At 71.0% G+C, this 18,289-nt stretch carries 16 protein-coding genes; 1 reads left to right on the forward strand and 15 read right to left on the reverse strand.

The annotated features are described in order from the left end of the window. Nucleotides 1-55: 55 nt before the first annotated feature. The 9 genes from ppc to uvrC all read right to left on the reverse strand — a co-directional run bounded on the left by ppc (nt 56) and on the right by uvrC (nt 11,514). Nucleotides 56-2,833 carry a phosphoenolpyruvate carboxylase gene (gene ppc, locus BMZ18_RS07535; protein WP_068363298.1) on the reverse strand — a complete coding sequence of 926 codons (2,778 nt, stop codon included), beginning with the start codon at nt 2,831-2,833 and terminating at the stop codon, nt 56-58. A gap of 78 nt (nt 2,834-2,911) precedes the next feature. Continuing rightward, on the reverse strand, nt 2,912-3,145 hold the full coding sequence (secG, locus tag BMZ18_RS07540; RefSeq protein ID WP_068101111.1) for a preprotein translocase subunit SecG: 234 nt from the start codon (nt 3,143-3,145) through the stop codon (nt 2,912-2,914). An 85-nt stretch (nt 3,146-3,230) separates the two neighbouring features. Next, nucleotides 3,231-4,016 carry a triose-phosphate isomerase gene (tpiA, locus tag BMZ18_RS07545; RefSeq protein WP_068101108.1) on the reverse strand — a complete coding sequence of 262 codons (786 nt, stop codon included), beginning with the start codon at nt 4,014-4,016 and terminating at the stop codon, nt 3,231-3,233. After that, nucleotides 4,013-5,230 carry a phosphoglycerate kinase gene (locus tag BMZ18_RS07550; RefSeq protein WP_068363233.1) on the reverse strand — a complete coding sequence of 406 codons (1,218 nt, stop codon included), beginning with the start codon at nt 5,228-5,230 and terminating at the stop codon, nt 4,013-4,015. Before BMZ18_RS07550 ends, tpiA begins: the two co-directional genes overlap by 4 nt. Before the next feature lie 4 nt (nt 5,231-5,234). After that, nucleotides 5,235-6,254 (reverse strand): type I glyceraldehyde-3-phosphate dehydrogenase, encoded by a 1,020-nt coding sequence (gap, locus tag BMZ18_RS07555; protein WP_068101102.1) that lies wholly within the window; start codon nt 6,252-6,254, stop codon nt 5,235-5,237. A 142-nt stretch (nt 6,255-6,396) separates the two neighbouring features. Next, on the reverse strand, nt 6,397-7,380 hold the full coding sequence (gene whiA / locus BMZ18_RS07560; RefSeq protein ID WP_068363230.1) for a DNA-binding protein WhiA: 984 nt from the start codon (nt 7,378-7,380) through the stop codon (nt 6,397-6,399). Further along, nucleotides 7,371-8,372, reverse strand: coding sequence for a gluconeogenesis factor YvcK family protein (locus BMZ18_RS07565; RefSeq protein WP_280141956.1), 1,002 nt, complete (start codon nt 8,370-8,372; stop codon nt 7,371-7,373). Before BMZ18_RS07565 ends, whiA begins: the two co-directional genes overlap by 10 nt. After that, nucleotides 8,369-9,250: an RNase adapter RapZ gene (rapZ, locus tag BMZ18_RS07570; protein ID WP_068105643.1), complete on the reverse strand. Its 882-nt coding sequence runs from the start codon at nt 9,248-9,250 to the stop codon at nt 8,369-8,371. The genes BMZ18_RS07565 and rapZ overlap by 4 nt, the downstream gene beginning before the upstream one ends. A gap of 71 nt (nt 9,251-9,321) precedes the next feature. Further along, nucleotides 9,322-11,514, reverse strand: coding sequence for an excinuclease ABC subunit UvrC (uvrC, locus tag BMZ18_RS07575; RefSeq protein ID WP_068363296.1), 2,193 nt, complete (start codon nt 11,512-11,514; stop codon nt 9,322-9,324). 118 nt (nt 11,515-11,632) lie between these two features. Between uvrC and ggt the strand changes: the two genes are divergently transcribed. Beyond that, the gene (ggt, locus tag BMZ18_RS07580; RefSeq protein WP_068363227.1) at nt 11,633-13,609 is read left to right on the forward strand and encodes a gamma-glutamyltransferase; all 1,977 of its coding nucleotides are present in this window, start codon (nt 11,633-11,635) and stop codon (nt 13,607-13,609) included. Here the strand turns inward: ggt and BMZ18_RS07585 are convergent. The 6 genes from BMZ18_RS07585 to rpe all read right to left on the reverse strand — a co-directional run bounded on the left by BMZ18_RS07585 (nt 13,606) and on the right by rpe (nt 18,273). Next, on the reverse strand, nt 13,606-14,088 hold the full coding sequence (locus tag BMZ18_RS07585; RefSeq protein WP_244516455.1) for a PH domain-containing protein: 483 nt from the start codon (nt 14,086-14,088) through the stop codon (nt 13,606-13,608). The genes ggt and BMZ18_RS07585 overlap by 4 nt on opposite strands. After that, nucleotides 14,085-14,567 carry a 6,7-dimethyl-8-ribityllumazine synthase gene (gene ribH, locus BMZ18_RS07590; protein WP_068101089.1) on the reverse strand — a complete coding sequence of 161 codons (483 nt, stop codon included), beginning with the start codon at nt 14,565-14,567 and terminating at the stop codon, nt 14,085-14,087. Before ribH ends, BMZ18_RS07585 begins: the two co-directional genes overlap by 4 nt. A 2-nt stretch (nt 14,568-14,569) precedes the next feature. After that, nucleotides 14,570-15,841 carry a bifunctional 3,4-dihydroxy-2-butanone-4-phosphate synthase/GTP cyclohydrolase II gene (locus tag BMZ18_RS07595; RefSeq protein WP_068101081.1) on the reverse strand — a complete coding sequence of 424 codons (1,272 nt, stop codon included), beginning with the start codon at nt 15,839-15,841 and terminating at the stop codon, nt 14,570-14,572. Nucleotides 15,842-15,941: 100 nt separating this feature from the next. Further along, nucleotides 15,942-16,544, reverse strand: a complete 603-nt coding sequence (locus tag BMZ18_RS07600) for a riboflavin synthase (RefSeq protein WP_068101078.1) — start codon at nt 16,542-16,544, stop codon at nt 15,942-15,944. After that, nucleotides 16,529-17,608 carry a bifunctional diaminohydroxyphosphoribosylaminopyrimidine deaminase/5-amino-6-(5-phosphoribosylamino)uracil reductase RibD gene (gene ribD / locus BMZ18_RS07605; protein WP_074922068.1) on the reverse strand — a complete coding sequence of 360 codons (1,080 nt, stop codon included), beginning with the start codon at nt 17,606-17,608 and terminating at the stop codon, nt 16,529-16,531. The genes BMZ18_RS07600 and ribD overlap by 16 nt, the downstream gene beginning before the upstream one ends. Then, nucleotides 17,608-18,273 carry a ribulose-phosphate 3-epimerase gene (rpe, locus tag BMZ18_RS07610; RefSeq protein ID WP_068101071.1) on the reverse strand — a complete coding sequence of 222 codons (666 nt, stop codon included), beginning with the start codon at nt 18,271-18,273 and terminating at the stop codon, nt 17,608-17,610. The genes ribD and rpe overlap by 1 nt, the downstream gene beginning before the upstream one ends. Between the last annotated feature and the right edge of the window lie 16 nt (nt 18,274-18,289).

Below are 18,289 nucleotides of genomic sequence, written 5' to 3' on the forward strand. Positions count from 1 at the left end.
GCTCATCGAATTCGACGCCGCCGGCCACGGTCCGGTTCCCCGCTGCCGAACTCCGCTACCCGCTGTTGCGCAAGGCAGTGGCGAGCCCGTTCATGGTGAGCAGGATGCCGCGCTTGACCTGTTCCCGGTCGTCCCCCGCACGAAGTTGCCGGAGCAGCTCCACCTGCAGGTGGTTGAGCGGCTCGAGGTAGGGGAAGCGGTTGAAGACCGAGCGAGCGAGAGCCGGGTTGTCGTCCAGCAGTCCGTCGTGTCCGGTGATCTTCAGGTACCAGGACACGGTGCGCGCGTGCTCGTCGGAGATCATCGCGAACACGGTGCGACGGAGCTCCTCGTCCGGCACCAGCTCGCTGTAGCGCGCGGCGAGGCCGAGGTCCGACTTCGCCATGACCTGGGCCATGTTCGACAGCACGGTGCGGAAGAACGGCCACCGGCGGTAGAGATCGGAGAGGGTGCGCAGGCGCTCCTCGTCGTCGCCGACCCAGCCCTCGAACGCGGACCCCACGCCGTACCACCCGGGCAACATGACGCGGGACTGGCTCCAGGACATGACCCACGGGATCGCGCGCAGGTCGTACACGGAATTGGTGGGCTTGCGGGAGGCCGGCCTCGAGCCGATGTTGAGCTCGCCGATCTCCGCGACCGGCGTCGACAGGCGGAAGTAGTCGACGAAGCCGGGGGTCTCGTGGACCAGCGCGCCGTAGGCGGCACGGGCCCGGTCCGCGAGGTCGTCGAGCACGGCGTACGCCGCGTCCGCGCCGTCGCCGAGGCCCTCGACGTCGAGGAGCGTGCTCTCGAGCGTCGCCGCGAGCAGCGTCTCGAGGTTGCGCCGGGCGGACTTCGGTTCGGCGTACTTGGCCGCGATGACCTCGCCCTGCTCGGTGAGGCGCAGCGAACCCGTCACCGCACCGTGCGGCTGCGCAAGGATCGCGTCGTAGCTCGGACCACCGCCGCGGCCCACGGTGCCGCCGCGACCGTGGAAGAGACGGAGTCGGATGCCCGTCTCGCGGGCGGCCTCGATCAGGTCCAGCTCCGCGCGGTACAGCGCCCAGTTGGCGGTGAGGTAGCCGCCGTCCTTGTTGGAGTCGGAGTACCCCAGCATGACTTCCTGGTGCATGCCGCGGGCCTCCACCAGCGCGCGGTACACGGGCACGTCGAGCGTCGCCCTGATGGTCGCGGCGCCCCCACGCAGATCGTCGATGGTCTCGAAGAGCGGCACCACGCCCACCGACGACGTCGGGCCCTCCCCCGGAACGCCCGGATCGAGGATGCCCGCTTCCTTGAGCAGCACGGCGGCCTCGAGCATGTCGCTGACGGAGGTACACATACTGATGATGTAGTTCGGCACCGACTCGGGGCCGTGCCGCCGCACCGCCTCCGCCGCCGCGGTGACGATGGCCAGTTCCTTGGCCGTCTGCTCGCTGAACTCCGCCCGCGCGCCTACCAGCGGACGCCGGGTCTCGAGCTCGGCGGACAGCACGGCCACCCGCTCGTCCTCGCTCAGCGAGGCGTAGTCGGCGTGGACGCCGGCCCAGGCGAGGAGTTCGGCGATCACCGACTCGTGCACCTCGGAGTTCTGCCGCAGATCCAACCCGGAGAGGTGGAACCCGAAGGTGTCGACCGCACGACGCAGGGTCCCCAGCCGGTCGTCGGCGATGCTGTCGTCCCCGATCAGGCGCAGCGCGTGGTCGAGCACGTCGAGGTCGGCGAGGAGCTCCTGCGGCCGCTCGTACGGCTCGGCGTCGCCCACCTGCTCCGGCGGCAACGCGCCGGTCGGCACCGAGTCCAGGACGCGCGACGCCGTGCGGGAGAGCCGTCGACGCAGACCGCGCACGGCGCGGCGGAACGGCTCGTCCGCACGGTATGCGGACTCGTCGCCGGAGGCGTCGGCGAGACGCTGCAGATCGTCGTCGACGTCGATCAGACGCGCCGACATCGACAGCTCGCGCTCGAGCTCCGCGAGGTGGCCGAGATACTTCTCGATCGCCACGGTGGCGGCCCGGCCCGTGGCGGTCCGCACCACCTCGGCCGTGACGTTCGGGTTGCCGTCACGGTCGCCGCCGATCCAGGATCCCGGCCGCAGTACCGGACGCGGCACCAGGTTCGCCTCGGGCCACCGTCGACGCAACTCGTCGCGGACGCGGGCGTCGATGGTCGGGATGACGTCGAACAGGGACATGTCGTAGTACCGCAGGCCCACGTCGATCTCGTCCTGGATACGCAAGCGGGACAGGCGAATCAGAGCCGTCTGCCACAGCGTGAGGATCTGCCGATGGATGCCGACCTCGGTCTCCCGCGCCTCGGCCGGATCGAGCTCGGTCCGCTCCCGGAACCGCATGAGCTCGGTGATGCGGGACTGCGTCTCGAAGATGCTCCGCCGCCGGGTCTCGGTCGGGTGCGCGGTGATGACGGGCGCGACGAGGGCGTCGCGCAGCAGATCCGCCACCCGGTCCGCGTCGAGGTCGGCGGCGTCGAGCTTGGCGTACGTGGCGGCCAGGCTGCTGTCCTGAGGCGGCTCGCCGGCCCGCACGTGCACCATGCGCCGGCGCTCGCGGTGGAGGTCCTCGGCCAGATTGGCCAGCAGGGAGAAATGGCTGAACGCGCGGATGACCGGGATTGCGCGCGCGATGTCGATTCCGGAGAAGAGATCGGCGAGTTCCGAGCGATCGATCTCCGACCGGCGCACCCGGAAGGACTCGACGCGGGCGCGCTCGACGAGATCGAAGATCTCCGGACCCTCGTGGTCGCGAACGATGTCACCGAGAATGCCGCCGAGGAAGCGAATGTCCTCGCGCAGCGGCTCCGTGGCGGGCAAACCGGGATCGACGGTGGTCATGGAGTCAGTATCGTCGCCGACCGGCTCGGACACGGTGCAGCCGACGAGTGCTCCCGGTCACACCGGGGTGTTCGGGGGTCAGGCGAACTTGATCTCGAGGCCGATGCCGAGGATGCAGATCAGCCAGACGATGCCGGTGAAGACCGTGACGCGGTCGAGATTCTTCTCGACCACCGAGGACCCCGACAGGGAGGACTGGACGCCGCCGCCGAACAGGCTCGACAGGCCGCCACCCTTGCCGCGGTGCAGCAGGACGAAGACCAGCAGAGCGATGCTGGTGACCACCAGCAGGATGTCCAGGAACGTGCGCATGATGGACGATCCTACAGGCCCGGTTCCGACCGACGAGAAAGGGCACGTCGTCCGACGTGCCCTTTCTCGATCGGAAAGCGGACGATCAGGGCAGCGGCCCACCGGCCGCGATCGCGCACAGCGTCGCGAACTCGTCGGCCTTCAGGGACGCTCCGCCCACCAGCGCGCCGTCGACGTCGGTCTGTCCGACGATCTCGCCGACGTTCTTCGAACTGACCGATCCTCCGTAGAGGATGCGGACCGCGGCGGCGGTGTCGACGTTCGCCAACGACGCGAGTTCGGTGCGCACCGCGGCGCACACCTCCTGGGCGTCGGCCGCGCTCGCGACCTTGCCGGTCCCGATGGCCCAGACCGGTTCGTACGCGACGACGACCTTCGCGATCTGGTCGGCCGACAGTCCCGCGAGCGATCCGCGCAACTGCTCGAGGTTGTGGGCCACGTGCTCGCCCGCCTCGCGCACGTCGAGGCCCTCGCCGATGCAGACGATCGGGGTGAGCCCGTGCTTCAGCGCGGCCGTGGTCTTGGCCAGCACCGTCGCGTCGTCCTCGCCGTGACCGGCGCGACGCTCGGAATGGCCCACCACGACGTACGTGCAGCCCAGCTTGGCCAGGAACGCGCCGCTGATGTCACCGGTGTACGCACCCTGATCGTGCGGCGAAAGGTCCTGCGCACCGTAGGTGAGCAGGAGCTTGTCGCCCTCGACCAGCGTCTGGACGCTGCGGATGTCGGTGAACGGCGGGATGACCGCCACGTCGACTTTCTCGAAGTACTTCGCGGGCAGCGAGAACGCGATCTTCTGCACCAGAGCGATGGCCTCGAGGTGGTTGAGGTTCATCTTCCAGTTGCCCGCGATGAACGGCGTCCTGCTCATGCGTCACCCTCCAGAACGGACAGGCCCGGCAGGGTCTTGCCCTCGAGGTACTCGAGGGAGGCACCGCCGCCGGTGGAGATGTGCGAGAAGCCGTCCTCGGGCAGACCCAGCGTACGCACGGCCGCCGCGGAATCGCCGCCGCCGACGACGCTGAACGCGCCCTTGGCGGTGGCCGCGATGATGGCCTTCGCGATCCCCGCCGTGCCGGACGAGAACTTCTCGAACTCGAAGACGCCGGCGGGACCGTTCCAGAAGATCGTCTTCGCGTTGCCGAGGACCGCGTCGAAGCGATTCACAGAATCCGGGCCCACGTCCAGGCCCATCCAGCCGTCCGGGATCTCCGAGGACTTCACGACCTTCGAGTCCGCGTCGGCGGAGAACGAGTCCGCCACCACGACGTCGGTGGGCAGGTGGATCACGTCGCCGAACCGCTCGAGCAGGTCCTTGCACGTATCGATCCGATCCTCCTGCAGCAGCGAGGAACCGACCGAGTAGCCCTGCGCGGCGAGGAACGTGAACGCCATGCCGCCACCGATGACCAGGGTGTCCACCTTGGGCGCGAGCGCCTCGATGACCCCGATCTTGTCGGAGACCTTGGACCCGCCCAGCACCACCGCGTAGGGCCGCTCGGGGGTCTCGGTCAGCCGGGTCAGCACGTCCACCTCGGTGGCGACGAGCGTGCCCGCGTAGTGCGGGAGCAGCGTCGCGACGTCGTACACCGACGCCTGCTTGCGGTGGACGACGCCGAAGCCGTCGGACACGAACGCGGCATCGTCGCCGGCCAACGTGGCCAACTCCTTCGCCAGAGCCAGTCGCTCGTCGTCGTTCTTGCTGGTCTCGCGCGGGTCGAACCGCACGTTCTCGAGCAGCAGGACGTCGCCGTCGGTGAGTCCCTCGGCGCGGGCCTCGGCGTCCTGCCCGACGACGTCGCCGGCCAGCTGGACGTGCCGACCGAGCAGCTCACCGAGCTTCGCGGCGACCGGCGCCAGCGAGTACTTCGCGTCCGGCGCGCCCTCCGGGCGACCCAGGTGGGCCACCACGACGAGCTTCGCGCCCGCCTCGAGCAGCGCGTTCAACGTGGGCAGGGACGCCTCGATGCGCCCGGCGTCGGTGATCTCGCCGCCGTCGAGCGGGACGTTGAAGTCCGCCCGTACCAGCACGCCGCGACCGGAGACCCCGGCGTCGATCAGGTCCTGCAGTGTCTGGACCGCCATCGCGTCAGAGGGACTTGCCGACGAGGCCGAGCAGGTCGACGAGGCGGTTGGAGTAGCCCCACTCGTTGTCGTACCAGGAGACGATCTTGACCTGGTCCTCGATGACCTTGGTCAGGCCCGAGTCGAAGATGGACGACGCCGGGTCGGTGACGATGTCCGAGGACACGATCGGCGCGTCGGTGTACTTGAGGATGCCCTTCAGCGGACCTTCGGCGGCGGCCTTCATGGCGGCGTTGATCTCGTCGACCGACGCGCTCTTGCGCACGTTGGCGGTGAGATCGGTGACCGAACCCGTGGGGATCGGCACACGCAGGGCGTAGCCGTCGAGCTTGCCGAGCAGCTGCGGGAGCACCAGGCCGATGGCCTTGGCGGCGCCGGTGCCGGTGGGCACGACGTTCAGGGCGGCGGCGCGGGCGCGGCGCAGGTCGGAGTGCGGGCCGTCCTGGAGGTTCTGATCCTGGGTGTAGGCGTGCACGGTGGTCATCAGGCCCTTGACGATGCCGAACTCGTCGTCGAGCACCTTTGCGATGGGGCCGAGGCAGTTGGTGGTGCACGAGGCGTTGGAGATGATGTTCTGGCTGCCGTCGTACTTGTCGTCGTTGACGCCCATGACGATGGTGATGTCCTCGCCCTTGGCGGGCGCGGAGATGATGACCTTCTTGGCACCGGCGTCGAGGTGGCCCTTGGCCTTGGCGGCGTCGGTGAAGATACCGGTGGACTCCACGACCACGTCGACGCCGAGGTCGCCCCACGGCAGCGCGGACGGTCCCTCGCGCAGCGAGAGAGCCTTGATCTTCTGGTCGCCGACGACGATGGTGTCGTCGCCCTCGAGCGAGACGTCGTAGGGCAGGCGGCCGAGGATGGAGTCGTACTTGAGCAGGTGAGCGAGCGTCGCGTTGTCGGTGAGGTCGTTGACGGCAACGATCTCGATGTCGGTGGTGCCGAGCGCCTTCTGCGCATCGACCGCCCGGAAGAAGTTGCGTCCGATACGACCGAAGCCGTTCACGCCTACCCGAACCGTCACTGTTCGCTCCTTTTGCTTCTGGCTGCGGACCGTGTTGCCGCAGCTGCGTCTGCACCCGGGGGTGCTGTTACGGACACGTCGATCCGACCGCGTCGGTACCGGTCAGCCTAGTGCCCGCGGGCCGTGCTCTCGACGGGTGCCCTCAGGCCTCGTCGAGCAACTCCGCCGTGACCGCGGACTCGGTGTCCGGGACACCGGTGTCCTTCGCCTTGCGGTCCGCCATCGAGAGCAGCCGGCGGATCCGTCCTGCCACCGCGTCCTTGGTCATCGGCGGATCCGCCAACTGGCCCAGCTCTTCGAGCGAGGCCTGGCGATGCTGGACCCGCAGGTGACCGGCGGCCGCGAGATGGTCCGGGACGTCGTCGCCCAGAATGGCCAGGGCACGCTCGACCCGAGCCGCGGCCGCCACGGCCGCACGGGCGGATCGACGCAGGTTGGCATCGTCGAAGTTGGCGAGCCGGTTCGCGGTGGCCCGCACCTCCCGACGCATGCGGCGTTCCTCCCAGGTCAACCGGGTGTCCTGCGCGCCCATGTGGGTGAGCAGCGCGCCGATGGCCTCCCCGTCGCGCACCACCACGCGGTCGGCCCCGCGGACCTCACGCGCCTTCGCGGCGACGCCGAGACGACGTGCGGCCCCGACCAGCGCCAGAGCCGCCTCCGGCCCGGGGCAGCTGACCTCGAGGGCGGACGACCGACCGGGCTCGGTCAGCGAACCGTGGGCGAGGAACGCGCCGCGCCAGGCCGCGCCGGCATCGGCGACGGTGCCGCCCACCACCTGCGCCGGAAGACCGCGGACGGGTCGGCCCCGCAGGTCCAGCAGTCCCGTCTGCCGGGCGAGCGCCTCGCCGTCCTTGGCCACGCGGACCACCCAGCGGGTGCTCTTGCGCAGACCGCCGGCTCCCACCACGTGCACGTCCGCGCCGTACCCGAACAGGTCGAAGATCTCCCTACGGAGGCGCCGCGCGATGGAGAGCTGGTCCACCTCGGCCTCCACGACGACGCGGCCGGCGACGATGTGCAGTCCGCCGGCGAACCGCAGGAGGGCGGAAACCTCGGCCTTCCGAGACGACGCCCTCGACTCGGTCAGTCTGCTCAGTTCGTCCTTGACGTCGGCGGTCATGGCCACGACGAGGTGTCCTTCCTGTCACTGCTGGGGGTGCCGCCGGTCCACGACGCGACGACGTCCGCGAGTTTGGCGGGGTCGTGCGTGCGCAGCGTGTCCGACGCCACGTCGGCGTAGACGACGTCCGCACCGAAGAGGGCGGCCGCGCGGGCCAGATGGTCGCGCTCGGACCCCGGCGGGACCGACGCGGAATCGACCACCACGTGGTGCACCCGAAAACCGGGGGCGTGTTGGGACAGTACGTGCAGATGACGTTCCGCCGAGAATCCCGCGGTCTCCCCCGGCTCCGGGCCCAGGTTCAGCACGAGCACCTTGCGCGCCGCGGTGGCGGCCAGGGCGGCGAAGAGGTCGGGCACCAGAACGTGCGGGAGGACGCTCGAGAACCAGGACCCCGGACCCAACACCACCAGGTCCGCCCGCTCGATCGCGCGCACGGCGGACTCGGTGGCGGGCGGATCGGCCGGCCGGAGGCGAACTCGACGGACTTTGCCCGGAGTGGTCGCGACGGCGACCTGCCCGCGAATCACCCGACTGACGCGCGGGTCCTCCTCGAGACCCGAGACGTCCGCCTCGATGTCGAGGGCCACCGGAGACATCGGCAGAACGCGACCGGCCACGTCGAGCACGCGCCCGAGCTCGTCCAGCGCGAGCACCGGATCGCCCAGGACCTCGGTGAGTCCGGCGAGCACGAGGTTGCCCACGCTGTGTCCGGCCAGCGCGCCGTTGCCGCCGAAGCGGTGCTGCACCACGTCGGCCCACAGCCGGCTCCGGGGGTCCTCCCCCGCGAGCGCCGCGAGCGCCATGCGGAGATCACCGGGCGGGATCATGCCGAGCTCGGCCCGCAGTCGGCCCGACGATCCACCGTCGTCGGCAACGGTGACCACGGCCGTGACGTCGGCGGACAGGCGCCGGGCGGCGGACAACGTGGCGTACAGACCGTGACCGCCACCCAGTGCGACGATGCGGGGCGCGGTCACCACGGAGTCGGAGTTCACTCGCGGCCCAGATCCCGGTGCACCACCCGCACCGTCGTGTCGGCGTCGCTCCGCAGTCGGGCCGCCAGGGCCTCGGTGACCGCGACGCTGCGGTGCTTGCCGCCGGTGCAGCCGACCCCGACGGTCATGTACCGCTTGCCCTCGCGCCGGTACCCGGCGAGGGTCAGCACCAGCAACCGGTGATAGAGGTCGAGGTACTCGTCCGCGCCCGGTTGGTTCAGCACGTAGCTCGCGACGTCCGGGTCCTGCCCGGTGCGGGCGCGAAGCTCCGGCACCCAGTGCGGGTTGGGCAGGAAGCGCATGTCGCACAGCACGTCCGCGTCCAGCGGCAGGCCGTACTTGAAGCCGAAGGATTCGACGGTGACCGCCACTGTGCCGGCCGCCTCGTCGCCGAACGCCGCGGCGATCCGCTCACGCAGGCCGTGGACCGACAGCACGCTCGTGTCGATCACCAGGTGGGCGCGTTCCTTCACCGGGGCCAGCCGGGCACGCTCACGGGCGATGCCCTCGCTCAACGTGCCGTCGGCGCCGTAGTTCTGCAGCGGATGGCTGCGCCGCACCGACTCGAAGCGTCGGATCAGGACGTCGTCGGACGCGTCGAGGAACAGCACCCGTGGTCGCACGTCGGCCGCCGCGAGATCACCGAGCAGGCTCGGTACGTCGCCGTTGAACAGTCGACTACGGACGTCGACCACCAGCGCCAACCGCTCGAGCCGAGGCTCGGCCGACCGCCCGATCTCGATCATCCGGCCGATGAGCTCCGGCGGCATGTTGTCCGCGACGTACCACCCGAGGTCCTCGAGCACCTTGGCCGCCGTCCCCAGTCCCGCACCCGAGAGTCCGGTGACCAGCGCGACCTCGATGTCGTCGTCGCCGATGGCCCGGAGGTCACCGGTGTCGCTGCCGACGTTCCGGAGGTCACCGGTATCACTGTCCGTCCGTGGTGATGTCACTCGCCGACCGATCCTCTTCCCGAGACCGCGCTCGCCGGCTCCGCTGCGGAACGGTCGACTCCGGCCTCGTCGTCGGCCCCATCATCGCGCACCGGCTCGTCCGGTGCGACCGCGACGCCGGGGTCCACGGGATCGGACGATTCGGGCGAGTCGGGTACCGCGCCCACCCCGAGGGCGTCGAGCACGGCACGCGCCGTGGTCTCCCCGATGCCGGGCACCTCGATGATCTCGGACACCTGCGCCTGCTTGAGCTTGGCCACCGATCCGAAGTGCGACACCAGCGCGTTCCGCCGCGCCTCGCCCAGTCCGCGGACGGAATCCAGGGCCGACGCGGTCATCCGCTTGCTGCGCTTGCTGCGGTGGAAGGTGATGGCGAACCGGTGGGCCTCGTCGCGGACGCGCTGGAGCAGGAACAGCGATTCGCTGGTTCGCGGGAGGATCACCGGATCGGCCTCGCCCGGCACCCAGACCTCCTCCAGCCGCTTGGCCAGCCCGACGACGGCGACGTCGGTGACCCCGAGGTCGTCGAGCACCGCGGCGGCCGCGGCCACCTGGGGAGCACCGCCGTCGACGACGAACAGGTTGGGCGGGTAGGCGAACCGACGCGGCCGACCCGTCTGCGGGTCCAGGGCGGCCTCGGGAGCGAGATCGCCGCCGGAGTCCTTGCCGTGCCGGAGGAACCGCCGGCGGGTGACCTCGGCGATGCTGGCGACGTCGTCGGAGCGCCCGTCGCCCGCGGCCTCCTTGATGGCGTAGTGGCGGTAGTCGCTCTTGCGGGGCAGACCGTCCTCGAAGACGACCAGCGAGGCGACCACGTCGGTGCCCTGGACGTGCGAGATGTCGATGCACTCGATCCGCAGCGGGGCGGTGTCGAGGTCGAGGGCCTCCTGAATCCCCTGCAGTGCGGCCGAGCGCGACGTGAAATCGCCGGCCCGCTTCATCTTGTGCTGCTGCAGCGCCTCCTTGGCGTTGCGCGCCACCGTCTCCGCCAGTGCCTTCTTGTCGCCGCGCTGCGGCACCCGCAGCTTGACCGAGGATCCGCGCAGCTCCGAGAGCCAGGCGGTGATCTCCTCCGCGTCCGGCGGGAGCACCGGCACCAGGACCTCCCGCGGCACGGCGGTGGCCGCACCCTCGTCGGTGGTGGCCGACAACGCGGCCTGCTCGCCGTAGAACTGGGTGAGGAACTGCGAGACCAGTGCGGCGTCGCCGCCGGGGTCGATCGCGGCGTCGCCGCCGGCATCGATCGCGGCGGCGCCGCCGGGGTCGGTGGTCGAGCCCGAGTCCGACCCGAGGCCGCTCTCGACGACTTCGCCGGCCTTCTCCACGACCCAGCCGCGTTGTCCGCGAACCCGGCCGCCGCGGACGTGGAACACCTGCACCGCGGCCTCGAGATCGTCGCCGGCGAAGGCGACGAGATCGGCGTCCGTCCCGTCGCCGAGCACCACGGCCTGCTTCTCCAGGGCGCGCTTGAGGGCGCCGATGTCGTCCCGCAGGCGGGCGGCGGCCTCGAAGTCCAGGTCCTCGGACGCGGCCTGCATGCGGTTCTCGAGCTCGCGCACCAGCTTGTCCGTCTTGCCCGACAGGAAGTCGCAGAAGTCCTCGACGGTGCGACGGTGCTCCGCGGCGGACACGCGATCGATGCACGGCGCCGAGCACTTGTCGATGTAGCCGAGCAGACAGGGGCGGCCGATCTGACCGTGGCGCTTGAACACCCCGGCCGAGCAGGTGCGAGCCGGGAAGACGCGGAGCAGCAGGTCGAGGGTCTCGCGGATGGCCCAGGCGTGGGCGTACGGGCCGAAGTACCGCACGCCCTTGCGGCGCGGCCCGCGGTAGACGAACAGCCGCGGGTACTCCTCGTTCATGGTGACCGCGAGCATGGGATAGCTCTTGTCGTCGCGGTACCGGACGTTGAAGCGGGGGTCGAACTCCTTGATCCAGTTGTACTCGAGCTGCAGCGCCTCGACCTCGGTGGTGACCACCGTCCACTCGACGGACGCCGCCGTCGTGACCATCTGGCGGGTGCGCGGATGCAGACCCGCGATGTCGGCGAAATAGGAATTGAGACGGCTGCGCAGGCTCTTGGCCTTGCCGACGTAGATCACTCGTCCGTGCGGGTCGCGGAACTTGTAGACGCCGGGCTCGACCGGGATGGTCCCGGTGGCCGGGCGGTATGTAGCGGGGTCGGGCACGGTCTCCAGGTTAGTCGCCGGGTGCGACACGTCCGCCGCGGCGCCGGGCGGTGGTTCGCGCACCGAACGAGTTCGCCGAAGTGCCTCGGGGAACGCGCGGGCAGGGTGTGATGGACCGATGACGCCCGCCGATCGGCCCACCCGCCGCCCCGTCCGACGCGCCGTCGCGGTGATGATCGCCGCATCCCTCGTCGCGGCCGGCTGCACGTCCGGATCGTCCTCCGACGACTCGTCCTCGGCCTCGGGTACGGCCCCGGAAGCCTGCGCCGCCGCCGGCGGAGGCACACCCGTCACCGGCGCGCCGAGCACCGGAGCGGACGGCGCGCCGGAGATCGGCACCGGCTACCGGAGCGGGATGGTCGCGGTGACCACGCCCGAGTACTCGGTGGCCACCGCCAATCCCCTCGCCACCGAGGCCGCGTGTGCAGTGCTGCGCGACGGCGGCACCGCCGCCGACGCTCTCGTGACCGCCCAGACGGTCCTCGGCCTCGTCGAGCCGCAGAGCTCGGGGATCGGCGGCGGTGCGTTCCTGATGTACCTCGACGGCGAGACCGGAGAGTTGCAGGCCTACGACGGACGCGAGACGGCGCCGGCCTCTGCGACCGGCGACTACCTCCGGTACGTCGACGACGTCCCCCCGACCGACCGCCCGGCGAACCTCGGCGCACCGGTGCCCGACGCCCGGTCCAGCGGGCGGGCCGTCGGGGTTCCGGGTGCGGTGCGCCTGCTCGAGCGCGTCCACGCCGATCACGGACGCACCGACTGGCGCGAGCTGTTCGACCCGGCGGTGCGGCTGGCCGACGACGGCTTCCCGATCGGCGAGCGCATGGCGTCGTCGATCGCCGGGTCCGCGCCGCAGCTCGCGCTCGATCCGCCGTCGGCCGCCTACTTCCTCGAGCCGGACGGGTCGCCGAAGTCGGCGGGCACCGTGCTGACCAACCCCGCGATGGCCAAGACTCTCGGTGCGATCGCCACCGATGGCGCCGACGCGTTCTACACGGGGTCGATCGCGCAGTCGATCGTCGACGCCGTGGCCGACACCACCGCCGGACGCACCGCGGGGCGCCTCACGCTGGACGATCTTGCGTCCTACCGCGTGATCGACCGTGATCCCGTCTGCGGCGACTACCGGGACGCGGTGGTCTGCGGCATGCCGGGTCCGTCGTCCGGCGGAATCGCCGTCGCGCAGACCCTCGGCATCCTGTCCGCGTTCGACCTGGACCGGTACCCGCCCCAGCACACCGAGACCGACGGCGGCGTGCCCGATCCGCGGGCGGCCCACCTGATCGCCGAGGCCGAGCGGCTCGCCTACGCGGACCGGGACAAGTACGTGGCCGACCCCGACTACATCCCGCTGCCCGGCGGATCGCCGGACGCCCTGCTCGACCCGGACTACCTGCGCTCGCGGGCGGCGACCATCGATCCTGGTCGCAGCATGGGCACCGCCGTCGCCGGCGATTTCGGGCCGGTACCGATGAGCAGCTACCGGGGTCCCGAGTCGGGCACGTCCCACATCGTCGTCGCCGATCGCGACGGGGACGTGGCGTCGATGACGACGACGGTGGAATCGGCGTTCGGCTCGTTCCACATGACGGAGGGGTTCCTGCTGAACAACCAGCTGACGGACTTCTCCGCCGCTCCCGACGGCCCGGACGGGCCCGTCGCCAACCGCGTCGAGCCGGGCAAACGGCCCCGGAGCTCGATGGCGCCGACCGTGGTCTTCGACCGGGACGACGCGGGCGGGCGAGGCGATGTCCGCCTGGTCACGGGGTCACCGGGCGGGTCCGCGATCATCCAGTACGTCGTGAAGAACCTGGTCGCGATGCTCGACTGGGGCCTCGATCCGCAGCAGGCCGTGTCGATGGTCAACGTGGGCGCGTCCAACTCCCCGACCACCAACGTCGGCGGCGAGCATCCGGCGGTCGACACCGCGAACGACGGAGCGAACGACCCTCTGGTGCAGGGATTGCGCGAGCGCGGGCACCAGGTGTCGCTCGCCGACCAGACGAGCGGGTCGAGCGCACTCGTTCGGACGGAGACCGGTTGGTCCGGCGGCGCGGATCCGCGTCGGGAAGGAACCGTGGCCGGCGGTTAACGGGCCGGGTCGGTGTACTTCGCCTCGAGGGCGCGGAAGGTGCGGGCGGCGTGGACGGCGTACTCGCGATCGTTGGCCTGGATGGCCATGACGGGGACGTACTCGTCGTCGGGCAGTTCGATGCGTGCCCAGCTCGCTCCCGGCGAGAAGGACAGTCCCTGCACGAGGTCCCAGGGCACGAGCTTCTCCGACAGCAGGTTGCGCACGAGGACACCCTGCGCCCCGACGCGGATGCGGGGTCGGGTGAGCAACAGCACGCCGGCGCCCATGCCACAGCCGATGGCGATAATGGCGAGTTGGTCGACGCGCTGGAAGTAGACACCCGTGTTGCCGGTGCGCAGCAGGATGCCGAGCACGGTGTGGACGGCCACGAGCAGGGCGGCGACGGCGACGGCGTAGCGGGCGCTCTTGCGGGGACGCGCCTCGAGTTCCCAGCCCTCGGCACTCGTCGTCCGCATCGTCTCGGCCTTCTCGTTCATGTGGGTTCCCCTCGGAGGGTGGCCAGGGTCAGCGCGGTGTCCACCGCCGCGGCGACGGCCTGCGCGCCCTTGTCCTCCTTGGACCCGGGCAGGCCGGCGCGATCGAGCGCCTGCTGCTCGTCGTTCACGGTGAGGACGCCGTTGGTCACGGGCGTCGACTCGTCGAGCGAGACGCGGGTGAGTCCGGCGGTCACGGCGTCGCAGACGTACTCGAAATGCGGGGTGCCGCCGCGGATCACGACACCGAGAGCCACGACCGCGTCGTGCGTGCGGGCCAGTTGCTGTGCCACCACGGGGATCTCGATCGCACCGGCGACGCGCACCAGCGTGACGTCGGTCAGACCGACCTCCTCGGCCTTGCGCATGGCCCCCTCGATCAGGGCGGTGCTGACCTTCTCGTGCCACTGGCCGGCCACGACGGCGACGCGCAACCGCTCGGCCCCGGACAGCTGCAGGACGGGTTCGCCGGCGCCGCTCATGTCTAGAGACCTCCTGCGTCGGGAGTGATGGTGGGGGTGTCGAAGGCGTCGAGCCCGATCAGGTCGTGCCCCATCCGGTCGCGCTTGGTGCGGAGGTACGTCAGGTTCTCGGCGTTGGCGCGCAGCGGCATCGGCACGCGCTCGGTGATCTGCAGCCCGTACCCGTCGAGCCCGACCCGCTTGGCCGGGTTGTTGGTCAGCAGGCGCATCGACGAGATGCCGAGGTCGACGAGGATCTGTGCGCCGATGCCGTAGTCGCGGGCGTCGGCGGGCAGACCCAGGGCGAGATTGGCGTCGACGGTGTCCGAGCCGGCGTCCTGCAACTGGTAGGCCTGCAACTTGTGCAGCAGTCCGATGCCTCGGCCCTCGTGGCCGCGCATGTACAGCACGACACCGCGACCCTCGGTCGCCACCATGTCGAGAGCGGCGTCGAGCTGGGGGCCGCAATCGCAGCGCAGCGATCCGAACACGTCGCCGGTCAGGCACTCCGAGTGCACCCGGACGAGCACGTCGCTGCCGTCGCCGTCGGGCCCGGCGATATCACCGCGCACCAGCGCGACGTGCTCGACGTCCTCGTACACGCTCTGGTAGCCGACGGCGCGGAACTCGCCGTGGCGGGTGGGAATGCGGGCCTCGGCGACGCGGACCACGTGCTTCTCGTGCTTGCGTCGCCACGCGATGAGGTCGGCGATGGAGATCAGGGCGAGGTCGTGGTCGTCGGCGAAGACCCGCAGCTCGTCCGTCTGCGCCATCGCGCCCTCGTCCTTCTGGCTGACGATCTCGCAGATGACGCCGGCCGGCCGCAGATCGGCCATTCGGGCCAGGTCGACCGCCGCCTCCGTGTGGCCGGGGCGGCGCAGGACGCCGCCCTCCTTCGCCCGCAGCGGGACGACGTGACCGGGCCGGGTGAAGTCGTGCGCACCGGTGGTGGGATCGGCCAGCAGACGCATCGTCGCGGCGCGGTCCGATGCGGAGATGCCGGTCCCGATGCCCTCGCGGGCGTCGACCGTGACGGTGTACGCGGTGCCGTGCTTGTCCTGGTTGGTCGCGTACATCGGCGGCAGACCGAGGCGGTCGCAGTCCTCACCGGACAGCGGAACACAGAGGTAACCCGAGGTGTAGCGCACCATGAACGCCACCAGTTCCGGGGTGGCCTTCTCCGCGGCGAAGATGAGATCGCCCTCGTTCTCGCGGTCCTCGTCGTCCACGACGACGACGGCCTTGCCGGCCGCGATGTCCGCGATTGCTCGCTCGATGGTGTCGAACCTGGTCACGCGTCGCGCTCCCCACGTCAGGCCGCCCGCGGCGGTGCGGGCGGGGTCGGTCCTATCAGACTACGGTCCGGGCACCGTCGGCCCGGCGATCGGTCGGAGTTCAGTCGGCGTTCTGCAGCCGCTCGACGTACTTGGCGATCACGTCGACCTCGAGGTTGACGGTGGTTCCCGGCTCGGCGGTACCCAGGGTCGTGAGGCCGAGCGTGGTCGGGATCAGGGAGACCTCGAACCACTGGTCGTCGCCGGTTCCATCGAGCGCCGACACGGTCAACGACACTCCGTCGACGGTGATCGATCCCTTGTGCACGACGTACCGGGCGACCTCGCGCGGCAGGGCGACGCGCACCACCGTCCAGTTCTCCGACGGCGTGCGCGAGATCACCGTGCCCGTGCCGTCCACGTGGCCCTGCACGAGGTGTCCCCCGAGACGGGAGCCGAGCGACGCCGCGCGCTCGAGGTTGACCCGGCTGCCGACTCGGAGCGACCCGAGCGACGAGCGCGACAGGGTCTCCTGCATCACGTCCGCGGTGAACGCCCCCTCGCGGACCTCGACGACGGTCAGGCACACGCCGTTGACCGCGATCGAGTCCCCGTGCGAGGCGTCCGAGGTGACCACGGCGCCCTCGACGGTGAACCGGGCGGCGTCCGCCAGGTCTTCCTTCGCGGTGACCGTGCCGAGTTCTTCGACTATTCCGGTGAACATGTCTGCTCCTGCTGGGTTCGGGCTGCGGCGGGGTGGGAGGGGGCTGCGGCGGGGACGAGGTCGAGGCGGAGATCCTCGCCGAGCGCGGTGACGGACTCCCGTCGGAACCGCCGGGCGTCGGCGAGTGTTCCCACCACCGTGGACTCCACGGCGCTGCGGCCTGCGCCGAGCACCGTCGGCGCGAGATACACGACGAGTCGGTCCACCAGGTCGGCGTCGAGGAAGGCCGCGGCCAGTGTGGCGCCGCCTTCCACCAGGACGTCGTTCACGTCGTCCAGCGCGGCCAGGACGACGTGCGGATCGTGGTCGCGCACGACCCTGGTGGGCGCCGAGTCGTCGAGAACGCGCAGACCGGTGGGCAGGTCCCGACGGCCGACCACCACCCGCAGCGGCTGCCGCGCCGCGAGCGTGCCGTCGTCGCCCCGCGCGGTGAGTGCGGGATCGTCGGCCAGGACCGTGCCGGTTCCCACGACGATCGCATCGAGCCGGGCGCGTTCGGCGTGCACGTCCGCGCGCGCGGCGGGACCGGTGATCCACCGGCTGGTGCCGTCCGGTGCGGCGATCCGCCCGTCGAGGGTCGAGGCGAGCTTCAGCGTGACGTGCGGTCGACCGGTGCGCTGCCGGTGCAGCCAGGCCCGCAACGGACCGCGAGCGACCTCGTCGGCGAGGCGCCCGGACTCCACGGCGACGCCTGCACGGGTGAGCGTCTCGCCACCGCCGGACGCGGCGGGCGTCGGATCGGCGAGGGCGTGGACGACGCGCGCCACACCCGCGGCGAGCAACGCCTCGGTGCACGGGCCGGTGCGGCCGGTGTGGTCGCAGGGCTCGAGGGTCACCACGGCCGTGCCGCCGGCCGCGGCGACACCGGCCTCGCGCAGGGCGACCACCTCCGCGTGCGGTCCGCCCGGGGCCGCCGTGGCCCCGGTGCCCACGACGCGGTGTTCGGCGTCCAGGATCACCGCGCCCACGGGCGGATTCGGCGTGCTGATTCCGCGCGCCGACTCGCTGACGGCGACGGCGATCCGCATCGCCTCGTCGACGACCGCCGACGGCAGCGGAACCATCAGGCGGTGAGGTGGGGTGACGCCGACGCCGCGGCGGCGCGCAGAGCCGCCACCGCGCGCCCCGGATCGTCGGTGTTGTAGACGGCGGACCCGGCGACGAAGCAGTCGATGCCGGCCTCGGCGGCCTGCGCGATCGTGTCGTCGTTGATGCCGCCGTCGATCTCGACCACCAGACGCAACTCACCGGCGTCGACCAGTCGGCGCACCGTGCGGGCCTTGTCCAGGACCTCGGGCATGAAGCTCTGGCCGCCGAATCCCGGCTCGACGCTCATCACCAGCAGCGTGTCGAAGTCGCGCAAAATCTCGAGGTACGGCTCGATCGGGGTGTTCGGCTTGATCGACAGACCGGCCTTGGCCCCGGCGGCCCGGATGTCGCGGGCCACCCCGGACGGATCGTCGGCGGCCTCGGCGTGGAAGGTGACGTTGTAGGCGCCCGCCTCGGCGTACGGCGGCGCCCACCGTGCGGGGTCCTCGATCATCAGGTGGCAGTCGAGCGGGATGTCCGTCGCCTTCAGCAGGCTGGACACCACGGGCAGTCCGAGCGTGAGGTTGGGAACGAAGTGGGCGTCCATGACGTCGACGTGCAGCCAGTCGCTTCCCGCGACGGCGGCGGCCTCGTCGGCCAGTCGAGCGAAGTCGGCCGAGAGAATCGACGGCGCGATCATCGGGTGCCGCGGGGTC

The organism is Rhodococcoides kroppenstedtii, from assembly GCF_900111805.1.
GTDB lineage: Bacteria > Actinomycetota > Actinomycetes > Mycobacteriales > Mycobacteriaceae > Rhodococcoides > Rhodococcoides kroppenstedtii.